The organism is Armatimonadota bacterium, assembly GCA_028871815.1.
Classification (GTDB): domain Bacteria; phylum Armatimonadota; class Chthonomonadetes; order Chthonomonadales; family Chthonomonadaceae; genus REEB205.
This window is the reverse complement of record JAGWMJ010000017.1, coordinates 23698-43768: the sequence shown is the minus strand read 5'-3', so window position 1 is coordinate 43768 and position 20071 is coordinate 23698. Positions and strand designations below refer to the sequence as shown.

The window sequence follows — 20071 nt, the reverse complement described above, 5'->3', positions numbered from 1 at the left end:
ACTGCTGCGGCGCGCGGTACTGCTGCCGGAACTGCTGCGGCGCGCGGTACTGCTGCCGGAACTGCTGCGGCGCGCGGTACTGCTGCCGGAACTGCTGCGGTGCGCGGTACTGCTGCCGGAACTGCTGCGGTGCGCGGTACTGCTGCCGGAACTGCTGCGGTGCGCGGTACTGCTGCCGGAACTGCTGCCGGAACTGCTGCGGCGCGCGGCCGAAGCTCCGGCGTGCCGCACCGACGTTCGCCGGTGCGCGGCGTGTACCGAAGCCCGTCAGGTTGCCGGATCGCCCGAACGCCGGTCGGCCTGCCGCATGCGAACTGCCGCTGAATCCCATGCTTCGCCGCGCCGCGAATGCCGAGGAAGGCGCTCCGCGGCCAATGCCGCCGGACGGCCGGGTGAACGAACCGAACCCATGCGCGGTCGCGGGAGTTCCGCCTCGGTAGCCGGAAAAACCCATGCTCCTACGCGCTGCGAACACGTTTGCCGGCATTCCGGAATTGCGTGACACTCCGCGGCCGATACCGCCGGATGGCCGGGTGAACGAATTGAACCCATGCGCGGTCGCCGGAGTTCCGCCCCGGTAGCCGGAAAAACCCATGCTCCTACGCGCTGCGAACACGTTTGCCGGCACGCCGGAGTTGCGTGACGCTCCGCTGCGGGCGCCAAAGCCCATCGCCTGGGCGCTCCGCCCAAATGCGGGCATCCCCGCTATCCGGGATGTTCCTGCGAACCCCGCGTTGCGACCTGCGGCTCCGGATCCGAGACTCGACGCCCGCCCGCCGAAACCGCCAAAGGCGGATGGCCGGGCCGTCTGCCCGAATGCCGTGCGAGTTGCCAGCGTGCGGATGGAGCCGGCATATCGGTGTGACGACAGCGCCGCTACAGGAGCGGGCAGCGCTGCGCGGTACACGCCGCGCGAGAGTACCATCGAGGGCCGTGAGCTGGACCACGCCCGGCGAGAAGCCGAGAAGGAGGCCAGGGTAGCTCCGCCGCGAGGGCCCGAAAGCGGCTGGAACCCGGAGCGTGGCGCGCCCATGATACGGCCGCGGGTAAACGGCGTTACGTTCCCCGCATTCAGGCCGCGGTAAACGCCACGCCCGCCGAATGCGGCTGCGGTGGCAAACGTGGCGCCGGCAGCAAAGCGCGCATTCTGCGGTATGAAGCTGCCGCCAAACGCCGTGTTGATACCCGCAGATGGCAGGTAGCCGCCCTGATAGCCGGGCTGGTAACCGCCGGTGTAGGCGCCGTTGTACCACGCGCCTGCAACAGCACCGTTATTGTAGATGTTGGTGATGTTGATATTGGTGACGCGGTTTACGTAACCGGTATTCCACGGATCACCGGAGTAGTAGTCTCCATACCCCGATGGGTAGTAGTTGCAGGCGCCACCAATCGAGAAGTTGAGCCACCAGTTGCCGGAACCAAATCCGATGTCGAAGGCAGCCGGGTAGCGAACCTCTGAAGGGCCGAGCGGGCACCACGCGTACCCACCATTGTAGTAGCTCAGGCTGACCACGGCGGGAGACCAATACTGGCAGGCGGGCCCGGGAATCCACTCCCAGGCGCTGTCCACGTAGGCCCACGATCCGTAGTGATAGGGCGCCCAGCCCCACGGCTCATAGGCCACCCACATCCAGCCGATCGGCGCCACCCACACCCAGCGCCCCGAGTGATACGGCCGCCAGCCGACCGGCTCGGTGGGCCGCCACACGGAACCGTAGCTCGGGTCGTTGTACCAGCTGCCATAATCCGACAGGTTGCCGCTTACCAGCGCGATGTCGGACGGAAGCACCCGTGTAGAAATCTGATCGCCATAGAGCACGTTGTCTCTGTGGCTGCACCAGCGGTCAAATGAGTCGCTGCGGCGCGGCGATTGCACCGCGATTGGAGCACTGGAGTCACCCAGTCGAACCGTCTGGCCCGGATCCACCCAACGGCTGCCGCTGGAGGATTGAACCTGCGCCCGACCGGCATAGTCGGCGACCGTCAACGCCGCTCCCACGCCGACGCGAAACTCCGCAGGGCCATCTGCCCGTACGGACGCAAACGGGGTATCCACCTGGTAGATCGAACTGCCATGGCGCAAATGCAGGGTCATGGCGCCGGTGGTGAGCCGGATCTCGGTGAACTCGCCCTGCGAGTCGCTGTACATGGTCTGCAGAGTTACCGCAGCCTGATAGCCCAGGCGCATCGCGGCGCCGTCATCGAACTGAACCTCCGAGTCCGCGCCAGGCTGCAGATAGATGCTGGCGCCCTGTCGGAGCGGCTGGTTCACACTGGCCGCGGCCCACAGATTGGTGGAAGCCGGGCGGAACATCACCTCTCCGCGGTTATCGGAGAATCGCGCCATTCGCACCGGCCCTTGCGTGTCGGCGCCGGAATAGGCGTTCTGGTCGGCCAGCGCAGGTCCATTATCGCGCGCTGGTGACCGGTGTAAAGCGAGAACAGCTGCCGAGATAGACAGAAGGACCGCAGCGGTGGTAAGTGGCCATCGGATGGCCTGGATTCTTGTTGGAAGTTTCACGCTTCGTCTCCCTTGCAGGCTTGAAAGTCGGAAGGCGCTGTACGAGGCGGCTGCGGATCCGCCACGTATGTTCCTGACTGCTACGCGAGCCGATTGGTTCCCGTTGAGCGCGGCTTACGCCGCGAATTATGAGACGATTCACAGGGAGTACCGTGACGCCGCGCGACCATGACACGGCGCGGACTGCACCGCTGTGCGATGCCGGAATGCCGGCGGTGGCGCGGCCGGGCAGCTTACTCGCTGGATCCGGCGGATCGCTCCACCGTGTCTGCAAGCCAATACTACGGAGGGCGCGCCGGATTGATCGGAATCTGCGCTCCTTTCGATCTACGGCGCACATCAAACGCTGCAATGCAAACGGGCCGGAGCTGCATGCTCCGGCCCGTTTGCAGGCTCGGCTTACCCGATCCCGCTGCCGCCTAGCGGTGCTTCTGTGGCCGCGATGGCGGGCGGTACTGAGGCCGCGATGGCGCCCGGTATTGAGGCCGGGACGGCCGGTACTGAGGCCGCGATGGCGCGCGGTACTGGGGCCGCGACGGCCGGAACTGAGGCCGCGACGGCGCGCGGTACTGAGGCCGCGACGGCCGGTACTGAGGTCGCGATGGCCGCCGATACTGCGGCCGGTACTGAGGTCGCGAAGGCCGCCGATACTGCGGCCGGTACTGAGGTCGCGATGGCGCCCGGTACCGAGGCTGCGATGGCCGGCGATACTGAGGCCGCGATGGCGCCCGGTACTGTGGGCGGCGCCCGCCGGCGAAAGTCCGGCGTGCGGCGCCGACCGCTGCCGGAGCGCGCCTTGCACCGAAGCCGGCCGGGTTGGCCCTGCGGCCGACACCGGGCCGGTTGCCCGCATGCGAGCCGGGCGCCGGCCGTGCGAACCTCCCGAACGCATGCGATGCCGGGGCGCGGCCCCTGTTACCACCAAACCCCATGCTTCTGCGGGCCGCGGCCACGTTTGCCGGCACACCGGGATGGCCGGGCGCGGCGCGGCGCGCGCCAAAGCCCATCGGCCGGGCGTTCCGCCCGAACGCCGGCATCCCGGGACTCCGCGCGGTTCCAGCGAATCCAGGCGTGCGGCCCGTTCGACCAACTATCCGGCCTGGCGCGCGCCCGAATGCGACGCGAGCCGGCAGGGTGCGGATTGAGCCGGCATAACGGTGCGACGACAGCGCAGCTACCGAAGAGGGCAGCGCTGCACGGTAGACACCGCGCGACAGCACCATCGACGGCCGTGAACTGGCAAACGTTCGACGTGAAGCCGAGAACGATGCCAGCGTAGCTCCGCCGCGCGGACCCGAAACCGGCTGGAATCCGGCGCGTGGCGCTCCGATAATGCGGCCCTGGCTGAACGGCGCTACGTTTCCGGCGTTTAGACCGCGGTATACACCGCGACCCCCGAATGCCGCTGCCGAGGCAAAAGTCGCGCCGGCGGCAAAGCGCGCATTCTGTGGGATAAACCGGCCGTTGTACGCGCTGTTGAAACCAGCCGTCGGCACGCTGCCACCCTGGTAAACACCGCCGTTGTACCACGCGCCAGCAACAGCACGGCTGTTGTAGATGTTGGTGATACTGATATTGGTGACGCGGTTTACATAGCCGGTATTCCATGGATCGCCGGTGTAGTAGGCCCCACCGCCGTACGGATAGTAGTTGCCGGCGCCGCCGATTGAGAAGTCGACCGCCCAGTTGCCGGAACTAAATCCGATACTGAAGGCGGCGGGGTAACGAACTTCGGACGGGCCCAGCGGACACCAGGCGTATCCGCCGCTGTAGTAGCTCAGGCTGACCACGGCGGGAGACCAGTACTGGTACACAGGACCGGGAATCCACTCCCATGCGCCCTCTTCGTATGCCCAGGATCCGTAATGGTACGGCGCCCAGCCCCACGGCTCAGTGGCTACCCAGGTCCAACCGACCGGCGCCACCCATACCCAGCGTCCCGAGTGGTACGGCCGCCAGCCGATCGGTTCGATGGGCCGCCAGACCGAGCCGTAGTTGGGGTCGTGGTACCAGTTGCCATAATCCGTCAGATTGCCGCAAACCAGCGCAATGTCGGAAGGCAGCACACGTTCAGAGGTCGGATCACCATAGAGCACGGTGTCTCTGTGCCGGCACCAGTGATCGAACGAGTCGCTGCGAGGCCGGGACTGCAGCGAGATCGCAGCGCCGGCGCCGCCCAACCGCACCGATTGACCCGCATCGACCCAGCGGTTCCCGCCGGAGGACTGAACCTGCGCGCGGCCCGCATAGTCGGATACCGTCAATGCGGCGCCCACTCCAACACGAAAGTCCGCCGGACCATCGGCTCGCACCGAAGCGAACGGCGTGTCTACCTGGTAGATCGAATTGCCATGCCGCAGATGAAGCGTCATGGCGCCTGTGGTGAGACGCAGCTCCGTAAACTCGCCCTGCGAGTCGCTGTACATGGTCTGCAGCGTTACCGCAGCCTGGTATCCCAGGCGCATCGCGGCGCCGTCATCGAACTGAACCTCCGAATCGGCGCCGCGCTGCAGGTAGATGCTCGCGCCCTGCCGGAGCGGCTGATTGATGGTAGCTGTGGCCCACAGATTGGTGGAGGACGGGCGGAACATCACGGCTCCGACGTTGTTAGAGAATCGTGCCATTCGCACCGGCCCTTGCGTGTCGGCGCCTGGATTTGGGTTCTGGCTGGCCAACGCCGGCCCATTGTCGCGCACGGGCGCGCGGTGCAAAGCGATAACAACTGCAGAGACGCTTAGAACGGCTGCAGCCGTGGCGATCGGCCATCGGATGGCCCGGAATCGTGTCGCAGGTTTCACGCTTCTTCTCCCTTGCAAGCCTGAAAGACGGAAGGCGCTGCACGAGGCGGCGGGCTAGTTCGCCGCGGGTGGTTGGCGCCGAGCCGACGGCGGCTCGGCCATGGCGGTTGCGGATCCGCCATCCACTTGTTGACGGCCAACCCCACCGATTGGTTCCCGTTGAGCGCCGCTTGCGCCGTTCGCTAAACCGTGGTCGCCAGGGAGATCGGTGACCCGGAATCGGCAGCTCGCCGCCCATGACGGGCTGCCCGGCTGCAGCATCTATCCGGCATGCCTGCCGGCCCAAACCGCCATGGAGGGGATGGGCTATGCGGGGCTATCGGCCCGAATTGAGTATCGGATAACCAGAGGGTATGCAGCGCCGGACTCTGCTGCCCCGCCACCGGCCGCGCTGCTGGTCAGCACTTCCCGCGAATCGCCGCCGGCCGCCGCACCGGGCGCCGTCTGCTCGAACCAGTAGCCCGGTTCCACCATATGGGCCATCATGATGGAACGGACGTTTGCCAGCAGCTGATTGCGCTGGCGTTTTGCATCCAGATATCCTGAAGCCGCGCAAACAAGCATCAGCGGGATCGTGAGGAGGCGGTACTCGGTACGCCCGACCGGACTGCTCTGCGACCAGCTCTCCAACCGGTCTTCCAGTTCAAGAGCTTTCGCGCCGCAATAGATGGCCGGACGGGCAGTGTTGGAGTCGGCATCCTCCACGTGATCAAAGAGGTTCACACATCCGGCAGTGGCGGCATCACCATTGGCAATCCGGCGGACGCCGGCAAATCCCGCCGGCCAGGCGCTGCCGCCCGCGATGAGCTGAGCGTCGGCCTCAAGAAGATCGAAGAGATGTGTCGTGATGGTTTCTATCATGTTTGCTTGTGGTTGGAGATACAAAATCGGCGGCATTGCGGCGCCCGAAAACGGCGGCGGCGCCGGCCGGTTGGCGTACCCGTTACGGTACACACACACACCGGCGGCTTCATCTCAACCGAAGTGGAGCGATCCGCTGGTGATGGGTCGGATCTGCGCCACAGCGCAGGGCGGGCTTACCTCATTCGCGCGTGATCAACACCACTACGGCTGTTACCGAAACCACGCTGCCCGATAGCGAGTGAAACTCGAGGGCGCGGCAGACTCCCGTCACGCCGACGCCGGACCAATCGATTTCGCTCCCCACATTCAGGTTCCACGGCGCTGCGAGCGCCGAGGCTGGAAAGTGAACCAGGTAGGCCGGCGACTGGAGGTTCTGCACTTCGATGAACCGGTTGATCCGCCCCGCTTCCGCTCGCTGCCACAGAGCGGTAGCGCCACCCTGGCCATTGATTGCCGTGGGATCGCCGAACTGTTTCAGCGCCTGCGCGGTGGTATCCGCCAGTGTCTGCGACTCCATATGGTTCGCCTTTCGCCGCCGTGACCGAAGTTAAAGATCCTGCGCACGCAGCGGCTTTTGTGGGTCGCCGCTGTAGGCGGTATCGGCCGGGTCCGCGCCACCGGGCGATACTTGCTCCGGCGCTGTGGCCGAAATGCCGCCGGCTGCCGCGGCGCGCTGAGCACGGGCGCGCGCAAGGATCCTGGCGATCTGGGTATCCGTCAGCTGCTCCATCTTCAGCAGCATGGCGTACTGCTGACTCTGCAGAATCCGATCGCTTCCCAGCGTAACATCCACATTGGCGGCGGTTTGGCCCAGCAGGTAGATGATGCAGTGGCGCCTGGAGTACAGGTACTGCAGCTCGGGCGCGATGGCCGCATGCGCGGCGTACAGGTTCCAGATGGTCTTGATCATCGGCGCCAGCGGGTCTGCAGCCGTCTGGTTCAACTCTTCCAGAATGAGTTTCTGCTGCGGGATCAGATCGGAACTTGCCACATCGGCCTCCTGCTGCTGCGCGCTGCGCGCCGGCAGCCTGCCGCCGCCTCGTCACGGTGACCACGGAAGATTAGGCGCCGGCGCAATGTAGAGGGTCAGCTCGCAGACGTGGATATGCCCGGACGTATCCTGAAGTCGAAAGCTGCCGGTGTAGTAGCCGGCCGGCCAGAGGTTGTTCAGGCAGTCTATGGTGTACTTCACCTGGATGGAGCCGGCAGGGCCGGCTGCCACGGTTGCTGCCGGCTGGCCGGCCACAAAGTCGATAGGTGAAGTGATCGGCTGGTTGGTCTCATCGAAGAGGAAGAAGAGCGGCGTACCGGCCAACTGAAGGTTGGCCGGCGCGGTCAGCGTGGCTACCAAGTCGCGTATCTCGCCTTGCCGAACGATGGTGGCGCCGTCAGCCATCCGTGGATGCCTCGGCCGACCTCGGCGGCGGACCGGCGGCCTCCACGATAGCGCCCAGCGCCAGCAGCCGCCGGCGAACGGCTGCGCCCTCCTCCGACGGCGAAAATGCCTTCGCCGGTATGACGTCGCCCTCGAACCAGGGTCCGACTCCGCCACCCGAGCCGATGGCGGTGTGCACCACGCGATACCACCTCGGCGGGCGCATGCGGACCGACGGCGAACCGGCGTGAGGCCGTTCTGCCGCGGCGGCCGTTTGGCTCTCCATCGGGCCCCCGGCATCCTCGCCGACCGCGCTAGACATTCATCACCACGATGGCGCCCGGGTAGTAGATCACCGGCCCGCCGTTGTGCCCGTCGTGAACCTGCAGCGAGCGCGGCACCTTGAACTCACCGGTATCAATCACCTTCATATAGGGTCCCGGCGCGAGGTTGGGGTTGTTGGCATTACGCGTCATGCGGTACTCGCCGACGACCTGCCCGGCGGGACGGCGCCCTACCACCACCACCTTGTTATTGGGAATGTACAGCTGAAAGGCGCCGCTGTCATCAAAGTAGCCGGCATCGTACACAGCCAGCTCCGGCAGTGCATCGCCGCTCAGGATGGTGTTCACGTCTTTCAGGTTGTTGATCGTGGCCAGGCCCGCAGTACGGCGTCCGAACAGGTCGTTCGGATTGTCGTTCATGATCAGGTTGTTGAAGGTGGTCTGGTTCATCCACGCTTGCGCGCCGGCGCCGAGATCTACCGAATGGCCGCGCCGCATCAGCTTTACGGCGCGCAGATCGGCCAGTGGCGCTGCCGTGGCCGCGGTGTTCCACGGTGTGGCGGCGGTATAGCTCTGGAGCGCGAACGTATCGGTGTGCAGCACCTTTCCCGTGCCGTCCGGCACGCTGAACGTGCCTTCAGAAAGAAGCGTCCATCCAATCGACTCGATGCGGTCCAGGCGGCGCTGCAGCAGCTTGCTCTGCGCCATCAGCACCAGATCACTGATGTCGATCGGGCCGCCGAAGCTTCCCATTGCGCGGCGAGCTGTCAGCTCCTGTTCATCGATGTTGTCGAACTCGCCATAGACTCCCGGCTGCATCAGATAGCGCTTGATGCCGGTCTTTCGGACGCGCGTGGCGTCGCCGTCCAGCCCGCGGACCTGCTGCAGGCCCTGGTAGTTGTCCATCTGCTCCCACATCAGCAGGTGCGCATCCACCGCGCGAACCGGGAGGATGTTGAAGATGGGCCGCTCCTCCATCAGGCGCGGCATATAGTCCTGGGCAATCGTTTCCAGCTCAGCGCTGGTGGGGTAAACAAAGTCTGGCATCCGGCTGTTGAACCTCCCTGGCGGCTGCGCCGCTTACAGACGTACGATCCCCTGCGTCACGGTTCCCTCGATGAGGCTGCCGTCCAGCGCGGCGAGCGCTGTGGCGTCCAGTCCGCTTAGCTCCTCGCACCGGAAGATGCCGCTGAACCACGCCGGCGCGCCGAGGCTGGTTTCACCCCACTCGCCGCCTGCCTGCAGGGCGGATGCGGAGAGCGTGATGTTGCCGGCCGCATCGGTCTGTGCATCGTATGCCAGCAGGCACTTCGCCACCTGGCTGCCATCGGTGTTGGCGGATGCATAGGAGCGGTAGATTCCCCACGATGTGTAGCCGGGCGAGGCCCAGGCGACGGCGGCGGCCGGGCTTGTGCCGCCGGTAAGCCCGGCGCCGCTTGCCGAAAGCGTTGGGAAGATGGTGTTTGCCGGTGGGTAGAGCGTCACGGACCACGGCCCTCCGGCGCTGCCGCTCACGGCGACCGCGTTCAGCACACCGAGGGCTGAAAGTGCGGCCTGTACGGCAGTCGAGGTGGCGTTATAGGCGATGGGCGCCGTGGCGAGGCCGCTGCACGAGAGTGTGAAGGTTCCGCCCGTCGGCGCGCCGCTGATCGTCACCGTCTGCACCGGCGTGACCTCGCCGAGCACGGTGCCGCGAGGGAGGCTGAGCGAGGGCCCCAGGGCCACCGTCTGCTCGCGAGCCAAATCCGGGCTCATGAACGGCTCCAGTTTGAGATTGGTGAATGTGGTGGAGGCAGAAACAGGCATATTGCTCCTCGCAGATTGAGAAAGTGGTCGACCAGCCGCCGGGCAGGCGGCGATGACCTGGGCCGGCTAGCCGATACAGACGACGCCGGAGGTGAGATCGCCGGAGATCAGGTGGCCGCCGAGGACGGCCAGCGCATTGGCATCCATGCCGGTGAGTTCGGAGCAGGCGAAGACGCCGGTGTAGTACATACCCACGCTTTGAACCGTCGGCGCCGGCACGCCGAACGGCGCCACGAGCCCGGTGAGCGATATGCTGCCGCCGGCGTCGGTCTGCACATCGTAAGCCAGAATCCCTTTCGGGATCTGGGTGCCGTCGATATGCTGCGCGCCGTAAGCGCCGTATGTACCGGGTTGTGCGGTCAGCTCACCCAGCACGACACCGCTTGCCAGGATGACCGATGGCGCGATCTTCACATCGGCCAGTCTCGCCAGAAACGGGTCGCTCCATGGCTGCAGCCCTCGTAGATCCAGGATAGCCGCGGCGGTTGTGGGCATCGGTTATCGCGCGGATGCCGAGAGCGCGCGCCCGGCATCGGTGGAGAGAAATGCCTGGCCCATCGGGGTAAGCCGGTGCAGCTCGAGCCGGCGCCGGCTGTCGGGCGGCGCGGCATCCCCCACCTGCGGCGTATCGCTGCAGTTGAGCAGCGTGAGCGTATCGCGACCCGCGGCAGCCGGATCGGCCGGCTGCAGAGCCTCAAGACAGAGCAGGCTGGCCGGCCGTGCATCAAGCAGCGCGTGGAGCATCGCAACACGGCTTGCGCCGGAGGCGCCGAAGCACGCGGCAGATCCCTGCTCGTCATCGTGCAGCGCCTGCGCAAACAGGGCCGCAAGAGCCTCGCGCTCGGCCGGCACGGCGTGGCCGTCGCGAACCGCCTCATCGGCTCTGGCGGCGGCCAGCATCTGGGCACGCTCCGCCTTCATCTGCGCGATTTCGGCATCCCGGGTGCGCAGGAGCGCGGCAAACGCCGCCGTCTCTTCCGGCGGCGCAGCCGGCGCCGAGGCGTCTCCACCGGCGCCATCGGGATCGGGCACATCGTCATTTGGGGCGCCTGCCCCGAGCCAGTTCATCACCGATTCACGGAACGACACTCTTGCCAACTCCTCTCTCGGGCAGACGCCCGCATCACACGATTCGTTTCTGGAAGCTTTCAGGCGCGCCATCAAGGCGGCATCAGCGACCCTTGGCAGCGCCACCAGCGCAAGACCGGCGAGCGTTTTGGAGTCCCGGTCCCACTCACAGCTCACGCGGAGCGGCGCCCCGGCCATGGCTTCACGCAGCCACGGCGGTACATCCGCTTCGCCAAACAGGCTATCGCCATCGGTCCAGATGCGCGTCAACCACCCGAGCCGTCCATCGAGCAGAGTCTCCACGCCAAGTGCGCCCAGGTGCTCCAGATTGAGCGGAATCGGCACGAATGCCGCCGCCGCCGACTCCATCTCTTCGCGAGTCAGGCTGAAGCTCTTGTCCAGGTATTCACCCGCCTGAAACAGCTTGCCTTTCAGTCTAACGCTGCCGGGTGGAACACCGTCTGCACCACCGGCGAAGTGCAATGCGACCGTACGATTCATATCTGCTCCGGTTCCTCCTTGCGTTCAGGCAGGCCCAGCATCGCATCGAGTGCGGCGTACTGGGATGCGGCCAGGTATCCCGATGTCTGCAGGGCTGCGATCGAGGCCGCGGTATCAGCGAAATCCTGGCTTTCGGTGTCGGCCAGCGTTGGCCGGGGCGTTAAATCCGCCGCGGCGCCTCCAAAGTTGAGCACGGTGAGTGGGCGGAGGACGTCGCGCTGGAGCGCGGTCTCCAGAGCGTGCTTGCCGGCGCGCACCACCAGCCCCAGCACATCCTGGTGCACGGCGCTGGCCGCACGGCTCTGGTGCTCGCCCTCCTGTGTGGCGAGAGTTTGGCCCGTGACGGCGCGGTCAATCTCGCTGTTGAATAGGCCGATCGCCTGCAGAAATGCGCCCCCGTCACCGGCCATCTGCAGAGGCTCGACGCGACTTCCGAAGGGGAAGACCGCTGCCGTGCCATTCCGGAATGTCTGCAGCGCTGCGAGCATCGCCTGCTCGGGATTGAGGTAGATCGGGCTGCCGTTGGCATCGGTCTGGATATTGCCCAGCGAATCGGTCTGCACGGTCTGCTGGGCCTCTTCCGGAGTAAAGCCGATGAGACTGGGACCGGCAAACTGAGTGAGATACTTGAGATACTCCTGCCACATCTGCGTCTTGAGGAACCAGGCGCTGTACGCGGGACGGAGAATGCTCTGCCCGCGCGGATCGCCGTCACGCTGGCGGAATGTGAACACCAGAAACTTGGATCGCGGCAGCAGATGCGGCGTGCGAGCCGGTTCGCCGATAAGACCTTCAACCAGCACCGGCGCGCCCTGACCGGGAATGAGGCCGAGCACACCGACGAGATTAAGGTAGACATCCGTCACAAAGGCGGTTGCGCGTCGTGGCTTGACCTTGAGGGCAGCCAGCGCCAACCGGCTATCGCGGATGGCATAGACCTGCTCGGCCACCTTGTTGCCCAGCGCCAGGCCATCGAGCAGGTTCCACAGAACGGTGTAGAGCGGCGTCTCCAGCTCATCCAGGCAGCGGCTGCAGAAGTCGCACGCCGCCCGGGCAATTGGCGAATCGCCGGCGGGCAGCAGGCGCATCGTGCTGCTCAGAACGCCCATCTTGACCGTGTTCACACTGGAGGCAACCTGCGGATCCAGCAGCATCCTCTCGTAGAGATCGTCGCCAAAGTCGCGCGTTACGTCGTCGATGGCAAACGGCAGACTGCGAAGAAAGCTGGCGGTCCATGCGTACGAACCGCCTGCCACATACTCCAGCAGCGGGTTGGCCGATATCCGGCTCACACGGCGCTCACCACCACCAGATGCGGGCGCGCCCGGCATTCCGGCCGCCGGCGCTTCGCCCGTTACTACAGTTTCAACGATGGGAGCTGCTTTGGCCACGGCTACCTCTTCGATCTCCCCACATCCCGCGCCCTGACGCCACGATCGCACCGATTCGCTTCAGCCACGGCGCAGGCCACGATTTGGGGTCAGCGTGGCTTCTCGCCGGCCGCCGGCCACAAACGCAACCGGCCGCACGCCGGCAGCAAAAGCATAGGCCAGCGCATCCGCGAAATCGGGGCTTGCCACGCCGCGGCGCGCCATCTCCAGCTTGCTCTCGATGCGGATTTTGCCCGTCTCTGTGTGGAACCACCGCGGCGCCGAGAGCTGCGCCGCAAGGTCGGCGTGGTGCGGCAGGGCGATCAGCTCCTCCAGCGGGTGTTCGATGCCGTGCTCCACAAGCTCAAACGCGGCCTCAAACCGGCTGCGAAGCATCCACCAGAGTTCGGCGCGAAGGTTGAGGAATCGCTGAGCGCTGGTGGCGCCGTCCGGCCAGCGGCGGTTGCCGGGGCGCGCTCCGCCATTGATCGCCACAGCGGCGAAGGCCGGCTTACGCTCCGCGCTTTCGAATGCGCCGCGCACACCGGCGCCTACACCCGTGGCATCGTAGCAGAGTGTCACCACCCCGCGGCGCTCCGCTTCATCCCGCGCCCGCCATGCCGTCTGCGTGGTGTTGGCCGCGCCCCAATCCAGCACGTCGGTTACCATCGGGCCGCGCCGGACGATGAGCACGGTGCGGCTCTTGCCTTCCTCGGCAATGTCCAGCCCGGCGGCCGCCGGGCCATGCACGGGTTCATCGGCCAGGCGTTTCGTCATCTCGATGGCTGCGCGCACAAATGCGGCCGGTATGCAGATGCCCTCCACGCTGGCGGCGTAGTCGATCTCCACTTCCTGCGCCAGAACAACCGGGTCCAGGGTCCGCTTCTGCTGCTGGAACCAGGTTTCCGTTTTGCGTGGATCATCCTGCCAGCGAAACGTAAAGACCGGGTACGCGCCGCTGAAACGCTTGCGGGCAAAGAGGTTGCCGATGCCGTTCGGGGTCGAGACCCAGATTTTGCAGCGCGAAGTCTGGCTGAGCGCAGCCTCCACCCGCTCGGCACGCTCCAGGTGCGCGGCCTCATCAATAATGTAGAGGGTGGCGCGCCCGCCGCGTCCGATGTTGTCGCCCCCCTCGCCGGTGAGCGTTGCGCCCGACTCCGGATTGATCAGCTTGCACAGGTTATCGTGCTCGCGCCAGCTGAATCCGGCGGGCAGCATCCAGCCCGGAAGGTGGCGCAGCACGATACGGATCTTCTCGAAGATGCTGTCGGGATCGCCGAGCCGATCGACCAGCTCCAGCTTCCGGCTGCCGAATGCCCCCTTGAAACCCTTTCGAAACAACCAGGCGTGCCCCATATAGGCGCAGCAAAGCCATGTAAACCCGACGTCGCGGCACTTTTCGGCGACGCCATCCTCCTGATTTGCCTCGCGTTCTTTCAGCCAGAGCAGGAACTCGATCTGCCGCGGAAACGGAACAAAGGGCAGAATCGGCTCCGGAAGGCGGGGATCGTAGGTTTTACAGAAGGTGGTGAGCCAGTAGACCACATCCGCCGCGCAGCGTGCGCGTTCCGCGTCATTCGCCGCCTGGCTCACCACCAGTCCCCTGCGGCTCGCTTCCTGCCTCAGCATCTGCTTCAAGGAGGGCGACAATCTGAAGATCGGTGAGCTTTCTAACGTCAATCTGCCTCCGCTCCTGCCATGCGGCCGGGTCACGGCGGGCCAGCAGGGCCAGCGCGGCGCGCCAATCGCCCTTCTCAACCGCCTCCATCACGGCGGCGGCGCACCGCGTTTCACACTGAGCTTCCGCCTGCGCAAGTTCTGCCTCCAGGCAGGGGTTGTGGCGCAGCATGCTCTGGAGCGCGGCCTCGTTGATGCCGGCCGCAGCCGCGGCTGTACGCCGCGTAGCGCCCTGCAGCAGAGCCGTAATAATGGCTGTGACCAGCTCCGGCCGGTCAGCCGCTTCGGGTTCTATCGGCTGTTTCGAAGTGCGATGCTGTATCATTCTGCGTATGAAGCTTAGAGATAGATCGGTTGTGATTACAGGGGCCGCGCAGGGCATTGGCCGCGCTTCCGCCGAGCTGTTTGCGCGCGAAGGCGCCACCGTGGCCCTTGCCGACATCAACGCTGAGGGAGTTCGCGAAGTGGCGCGCCGGATCGAGGAGTTCGGCGGGCGGGCGCTCGCCATCGAGGCCGATGTCTCGGTGGAGGCCGATGTGCGCCGCATGATCGACGCGGCGGTTTCCGCGTTCGGCCGGCTGGATGTGCTTTTCAATAACGCCGGCATCGTCGTACAGGGCACGGTGGAGGAGACGGCCCACGCCGAATGGGAGCGGCAGATCGCCACCACGCTCACAAGCGCGTATCTCGGCTGCCGCTTCGCCATCCCCGTAATGCTGCGACAGGGCGGCGGGCTGCTGCTCAACATGGCATCGGTGGCCGGTGTGATGGGCCTGCCGAACCGGGCGGCCTACTGCGCGGCAAAGGCGGGAGTTATCGGCCTCACCCGGGCCATCGCCGTCGACTACGCCGGAACCGGGATCCGCGCCGTCTACCTGGCGCCGGGAACCATCGAAACGCCATCGCTCAGCGGCCGCATCGAATCGGCCGCCGACCCGGGCGCCGAGCGCGCGAAGTACGCCGCCCGCCAGCCGCTGGGCCGCCTCGGCAGCGCAGACGAGATCGCCGCCGCCGCGCTCTACCTGGCCTCCGACGAGGCCTCGTTCATCACCGGCAGCGGCCTTGTTATCGACGGGGGCATGTCGGTTTAAAACGCTACCGGCGCCGACCCATCCGGTTGTGAGAAGAGAATCGTTTTCGACGCGCCGGCGTCAACGGCGGGGGCGGGGGCGGCGGCACTGCCTGAACCACGCCCTGAAACCGGCCACAAGCGCGACACCGTGTCGCGCGGCCTTCGGCAGGTATCGATGTGGCGCGCATCGAACCAAAGGCATGAGACCAACACATCCGCGAAGGAGCCACGCCGCCCGTGTCCGATGAACAGCAAGCCCCGAATCCCACCGTGCCAGGAGAGTGGGTGGCCGACAACAGCCGCTTCCGCATGGTGGATGCGCTGGCCGAGCTAACGCGCGGCCACCACCGAACGGTCGAGCACGACAGCGTCGGCACCGGCATCGAGCCTTTGGGCAAGCCGACCACCGGCCTGGCGAAGGCGGCGAGGAGCGCGCAGTCATCATGACACTGTCCGAACGCCAGCTTGAGGATGAACTGATCGAGAAGCTCGTGGCCTTGAAGTATAGGTACCGCGCGGACATCAGAGATAGAGCCGCGCTGGAGCAGAACTTCCGGGAGAAGTTCCAGGCCCTTAACCGGGTCCACCTTACAGATGGCGAGTTCAACCGGCTATTGGACGAGATTGTCACAGCGGACGTGTTCACCGCTGCCCAAACCGTTCGTAACATCAACAGCTTCAGCCGCGACGACGGCACCCCTCTGAACTACACTCTCGTCAACACCAAAGAATGGTGTAAGAACGATTTCGAGGTCATCAACCAGCTGCGGATTAACACGGACTACAGTCACCACCGCTACGACGTAATCCTGCTTATCAACGGCATTCCCGTCGTCCAGATCGAGCTCAAGACCCTCGGTATCAACCCTCGACGGGCCATGGAACAGATCGTCGAGTACAAGAACGACCACGGCAACGGCTACACAAAGACGCTCCTGTGCTTTATTCAGCTCTTCGTTGTCAGCAACCGCGACCAAACCTACTACTTCGCCAATAATAACGCTCGCCACTTCGCATTCGACGCCGATGAGCGCTACCTGCCCATCTGCCAGTTCGCCGACCGGGACAACAGGAAGATCGCGCACCTGGACGACTTCGCGGAGAAGTTCCTGGCCAAATGCACGCTCAGCCGGATGATCAGCCGCTACATGGTGCTCGTCCAGAGCGAACGGAAGCTCCTCATGATGCGGCCCTACCAGATCTATGCGGTGGACGCCATCGTCCGGTGTATCGAAGAGAACAGCGGCAACGGCTACATCTGGCACACTACCGGCAGCGGCAAGACGCTCACGAGCTTCAAGGCCGCCACCCTTCTCAAGGCCAACGACAGTATTCAGAAGGTCCTTTTCGTCGTCGACCGCAAAGACCTCGACCGCCAGACCCGCGAAGAGTTCAACCGCTTCCAGCCCGGGTGCGTCGAGGAGAATACCAACACCGCCGCCCTTGTCCGGCGCCTGCTGTCGGACGACTACGCCGACAAAGTGATCGTCACCACAATCCAGAAGCTCGGCCTCGCGCTCGACGAAGGCAGTAAGCGAAACGAGAACAGGAAGAAGCGCGGCCATGCGACCTTCACGGAGCAGCTCCATCCGTTGCGCGACAAGCGCATGGTGATCATCTTCGACGAGTGCCACCGGTCCCAATTCGGCGAGAGCCACAACGCCATCAAGGAGTTCTTCCCGAACGCCCAACTTTTCGGGTTCACGGGTACCCCGATTTTCGAAGACAACGCCGTGCGTGTGAACGTCCGGGCCGGTGAGGCGTCCCTGTTGACCACCGACGTTGTGTTTCAACAACGGCTCCACGAGTACACGATCACCCACGCCATCGACGACGGCAACGTCCTCCGCTTCCACGTGGATTACTTCGAGCCGCAAGGCGAGGACAAACTCAAACCCGGTCAGCCCCTGACCCGGGCTGCCGTAGTGAACGCCATCCTCGAAAAGCACGACGCTGCCACCGGCAATCGCCGCTTCAACGCGTTGCTCGCCACAAGCTCCATCAACGACGCGATCGACTACTTCAACCGGTTCGCCGATCGCCAGCGCGAGCGGATTACTGAGGATCCCGATTATATCCCCCTTAACATCGCCTGCGTCTTCTCCCCGCCCGGAGACGTGAGCGCCGACGTGAAGCAGATCCAGGAAGACCTGCTTCAAGAGCGGGAAGACAATAAGGTAAAGCCCGAGGAGAAGAAGGAGGCGCTATCTCGGATCATCGCCGATTACAACGAGCGGTACGGGACGAACCACTGCATCGAGGAGTTCGACCTCTACTACCAGGACGTTCAGAAGCGAATCAAGGACCAGCAGTACCCGAACAGTCACCAGCCCCATAGCGAGAAGCAGGACGTTCAGCAGCGAATCAAGGACCAGCAGTACCCGAACAGTGACCAGCCCGATAGCGAGAAGATCGACGTCACCATTGTGGTGGATATGCTTCTCACCGGGTTCGATTCCAAGTACCTGAACACGCTCTACGTGGACAAGAACCTGAGGCACCACGGACTGATCCAGGCGTTCAGTCGCACGAACCGCATCCTCAACGCAACGAAGCCCTACGGCACTATCCTCGACTTCCGGGCCCAACAGCAGGAGGTCGACGACGCCATCGCGATGTTCTCCGGCGCCTCCCCGCGCCCGCCAAAGGAAATCTGGCTGGTGGACAAGGCGCCCGCCATCATTGAGAAGCTGAAGGAGGCCGTCCAGAAGCTTGACGAGTTCATGACGTCGCAGGGCGCCGCAATGAAGCCGGACCAGGTTGCGAATCTCAAGGGCGACCACGCCCGCGTCGGGTTCATTGAGAAGTTCAAGGCGGTACAGACGCTCCGGACCCAGCTCGACCAGTACACCGACCTCACTCCCGACCAAGAGCAGGAGCTGGAGAACATACTCCCCGAGGATCAACTGCGCGGGTTCAAGGGCGCATACCTTGCGACCGCACTTGCGCTAAGAGAAAAGCAGCGCAAGACGGGCGCCGACCCGGACGCAGCGGTCGAAGAAGTGGACTTCGAGCTCGTGCTCTTCGCCTCCGCGCTCATCGACTACGACTACATCATGAGCCTCATCGCCAGGTTCTCCCAACAGAAGCCGGGCAAGGAGGCGATTACGCTGGAGCGGCTGATCGGCGTGATCGCCGCCGACTCAAAGTTCCTCGACGAGCGCGACCTCATCACCGAATACGTCCGCTCGCTGGAGGTCGGAAAGCCGCTGCAAAAGCGCCAGGTCTGCGACGGGTATGTCGCGTTCAAGACCGAACGCGATGCGCAGGAGGTAGCAGAGCTCGCCGCGCGACAAGGGCTCAATGCGGAGGAGGTGCAGCGGCTGGTAGATGAAGTGCTCCAGCGGCGAATCTTCAACGGAGACCGGCTGACCACGCTGCTGGAGCCGCTGGGCCTGGGTTGGCGCCAGCGCGTAGAGAAGGAGCTCGCCCTGATGAACGAGCTCGAGCCGCTTTTGCGACGCCGGGCCGGCGAGCGAGAGATCGCAGGGCTCAAGGTGTACGAGACGCGCGCGGAGTACAACGCAGATGGAGAGTAATCCGCTGGTGCCGAAGTTGCGGTTCCCTGAATTCCACCAGGCGCCGGGGTGGGAATCAACGCCGCTACATAAATTGGCTCGCATAACCCAGGGAGGCACTCCCGACACGACCAAGCCAGAATACTGGCGCGGCTCCGTAATGTGGCTGACGCCGGCGGAAATGGGTAAGAGCGACTGCCCATTCATCGCGGCAACGGTCCGTACGATAAGTCATCTCGGACTCGCCAACTGCTCATCAGAGTTACTGCCTGTCCGCTCGGTCGTTATATCGACGCGAGCTCCCATTGGGCATCTCGCGATAAATCTATCCCCAATGGCGATCAACCAGGGTTGCCGAGGTCTAATCCCGTTTGCCGGTAATGCGACATATTTTCTCTACAGTTCCCTGCTGTGCATGAAACCCAAATTGATTGACCTCGGAGCAGGCAGCACTTTCAAAGAGCTTTCCGGTAGCGCCCTACAAGACCTCCGCCTTCCTGCGCCGCCTCCAGCCGAGCAACAAAAGATCGCCGACTGCCTGATGTCGCTTGACGAACTGATCGCGGCGCAGGGGCGGAAGCTGGAGGCGCTGCGCGACCTCAAGAAGGGGCTGCTGCAACAGCTTTTCCCCGGCGAGGGCGAATCCAGACCGAGGCTCCGGTTTCCGGAGTTTCGCGACGCGGGGGCGTGGACGCGGTTAACCCTTAAGAACCTGTGCGCTATGAGAGCAGGGGCGTTCGTTCCCGCGTGCGACATTGTAGGGCGCCCCGTCGGCGAATTGTATCCGTGCTACGGTGGCAACGGGTTACGCGGATACGTGCAAACCTATACCCACGACGGCGACTATCCACTGGTGGGCAGGCAGGGAGCCCTTTGTGGAAACGTCATGCTCGCGCGTGGCAAGTTTCATGCCACCGAGCACGCCATCGTTGCGACTCCCAATGCTGCCACGGATGCGGCTTGGCTCTACTACGCCCTCGACTTCTTGAATCTGAACCGCTTCGCGACGGGCCAAGCCCAGCCTGGCTTGTCCGTGGATGTGCTCAACAATATCGAGCTGTCAGCGCCGATTGACCGGGTCGAGCAGGAAGGCGTCGCTGGCTGTCTGCTCTCGCTCGACGACCTCATCTCAGGGCAAACAAAAGTGCTCGACGCACTCAAGACCCACAAGCAAGGCCTCATGCAAGGTCTTTTCCCCTCTCTGAAAGGCGCCTAGC

General features: G+C 64.6%; 18 protein-coding genes. 4 read left to right on the top strand and 14 right to left on the bottom strand.

Annotation, left to right across the window (positions count from 1 at the left end; all coding sequences use genetic code 11):
• From KGJ62_15205 to KGJ62_15140, 14 genes are all read right to left on the bottom strand, one after another.
• On the bottom strand, positions 1-2521 hold a 2521-nt coding region (locus tag KGJ62_15205; protein MDE2127927.1), incomplete at its 3' end, for a FecR domain-containing protein.
• A 419-nt stretch (positions 2522-2940) separates the two neighbouring features.
• Entirely contained in the window at positions 2941-5319 is a 2379-nt protein-coding gene (locus KGJ62_15200) for a FecR domain-containing protein (GenBank protein ID MDE2127926.1), read from the bottom strand.
• A 306-nt stretch (positions 5320-5625) separates the two neighbouring features.
• Complete coding sequence (locus tag KGJ62_15195) at positions 5626-6180, bottom strand: hypothetical protein (GenBank protein MDE2127925.1); 555 nt, start codon at positions 6178-6180, stop codon at positions 5626-5628.
• A 181-nt stretch (positions 6181-6361) separates the two neighbouring features.
• The gene (locus KGJ62_15190) at positions 6362-6700 is read right to left on the bottom strand and encodes a hypothetical protein (GenBank protein ID MDE2127924.1); all 339 of its coding nucleotides are present in this window, start codon (positions 6698-6700) and stop codon (positions 6362-6364) included.
• A 30-nt stretch (positions 6701-6730) separates the two neighbouring features.
• Positions 6731-7174 (bottom strand): hypothetical protein, encoded by a 444-nt coding sequence (locus KGJ62_15185; GenBank protein MDE2127923.1) that lies wholly within the window; start codon positions 7172-7174, stop codon positions 6731-6733.
• A 51-nt stretch (positions 7175-7225) separates the two neighbouring features.
• Positions 7226-7579, bottom strand: coding sequence for a hypothetical protein (locus tag KGJ62_15180; protein ID MDE2127922.1), 354 nt, complete (start codon positions 7577-7579; stop codon positions 7226-7228).
• Positions 7572-7880 carry a hypothetical protein gene (locus KGJ62_15175; protein MDE2127921.1) on the bottom strand — a complete coding sequence of 103 codons (309 nt, stop codon included), beginning with the start codon at positions 7878-7880 and terminating at the stop codon, positions 7572-7574. Before KGJ62_15175 ends, KGJ62_15180 begins: the two co-directional genes overlap by 8 nt.
• Entirely contained in the window at positions 7873-8889 is a 1017-nt protein-coding gene (locus KGJ62_15170; GenBank protein MDE2127920.1) for a major capsid protein, read from the bottom strand. Before KGJ62_15170 ends, KGJ62_15175 begins: the two co-directional genes overlap by 8 nt.
• 33 nt (positions 8890-8922) lie before the next feature.
• Positions 8923-9648, bottom strand: a complete 726-nt coding sequence (locus tag KGJ62_15165; protein ID MDE2127919.1) for a hypothetical protein — start codon at positions 9646-9648, stop codon at positions 8923-8925.
• A 66-nt stretch (positions 9649-9714) separates the two neighbouring features.
• Positions 9715-10143 (bottom strand): hypothetical protein, encoded by a 429-nt coding sequence (locus KGJ62_15160; protein ID MDE2127918.1) that lies wholly within the window; start codon positions 10141-10143, stop codon positions 9715-9717.
• Between the two features lie 3 nt (positions 10144-10146).
• On the bottom strand, positions 10147-11217 hold the full coding sequence (locus KGJ62_15155; GenBank protein MDE2127917.1) for a hypothetical protein: 1071 nt from the start codon (positions 11215-11217) through the stop codon (positions 10147-10149).
• Positions 11214-12659 (bottom strand): DUF935 family protein, encoded by a 1446-nt coding sequence (locus KGJ62_15150; GenBank protein ID MDE2127916.1) that lies wholly within the window; start codon positions 12657-12659, stop codon positions 11214-11216. Before KGJ62_15150 ends, KGJ62_15155 begins: the two co-directional genes overlap by 4 nt.
• 9 nt (positions 12660-12668) lie before the next feature.
• On the bottom strand, positions 12669-14267 hold the full coding sequence (locus tag KGJ62_15145) for a hypothetical protein (GenBank protein ID MDE2127915.1): 1599 nt from the start codon (positions 14265-14267) through the stop codon (positions 12669-12671).
• On the bottom strand, positions 14161-14589 hold the full coding sequence (locus KGJ62_15140; GenBank protein MDE2127914.1) for a hypothetical protein: 429 nt from the start codon (positions 14587-14589) through the stop codon (positions 14161-14163). Before KGJ62_15140 ends, KGJ62_15145 begins: the two co-directional genes overlap by 107 nt.
• Positions 14590-14596: 7 nt before the next feature.
• On the opposite strand from KGJ62_15140, the gene KGJ62_15135 reads away from it, so the two are divergent.
• From KGJ62_15135 to KGJ62_15120, 4 genes are all read left to right on the top strand, one after another.
• A complete protein-coding gene (locus tag KGJ62_15135; GenBank protein ID MDE2127913.1) occupies positions 14597-15355 on the top strand; it encodes an SDR family oxidoreductase in 759 nt (252 codons plus the stop codon).
• 218 nt (positions 15356-15573) lie between these two features.
• Positions 15574-15783, top strand: a complete 210-nt coding sequence (locus tag KGJ62_15130) for a hypothetical protein (protein ID MDE2127912.1) — start codon at positions 15574-15576, stop codon at positions 15781-15783.
• Positions 15780-18875: a type I restriction endonuclease subunit R gene (locus KGJ62_15125; protein ID MDE2127911.1), complete on the top strand. Its 3096-nt coding sequence runs from the start codon at positions 15780-15782 to the stop codon at positions 18873-18875. Before KGJ62_15130 ends, KGJ62_15125 begins: the two co-directional genes overlap by 4 nt.
• Positions 18865-20070 (top strand): restriction endonuclease subunit S, encoded by a 1206-nt coding sequence (locus KGJ62_15120; protein ID MDE2127910.1) that lies wholly within the window; start codon positions 18865-18867, stop codon positions 20068-20070. The genes KGJ62_15125 and KGJ62_15120 overlap by 11 nt, the downstream gene beginning before the upstream one ends.
• Position 20071: the final 1 nt, after the last annotated feature.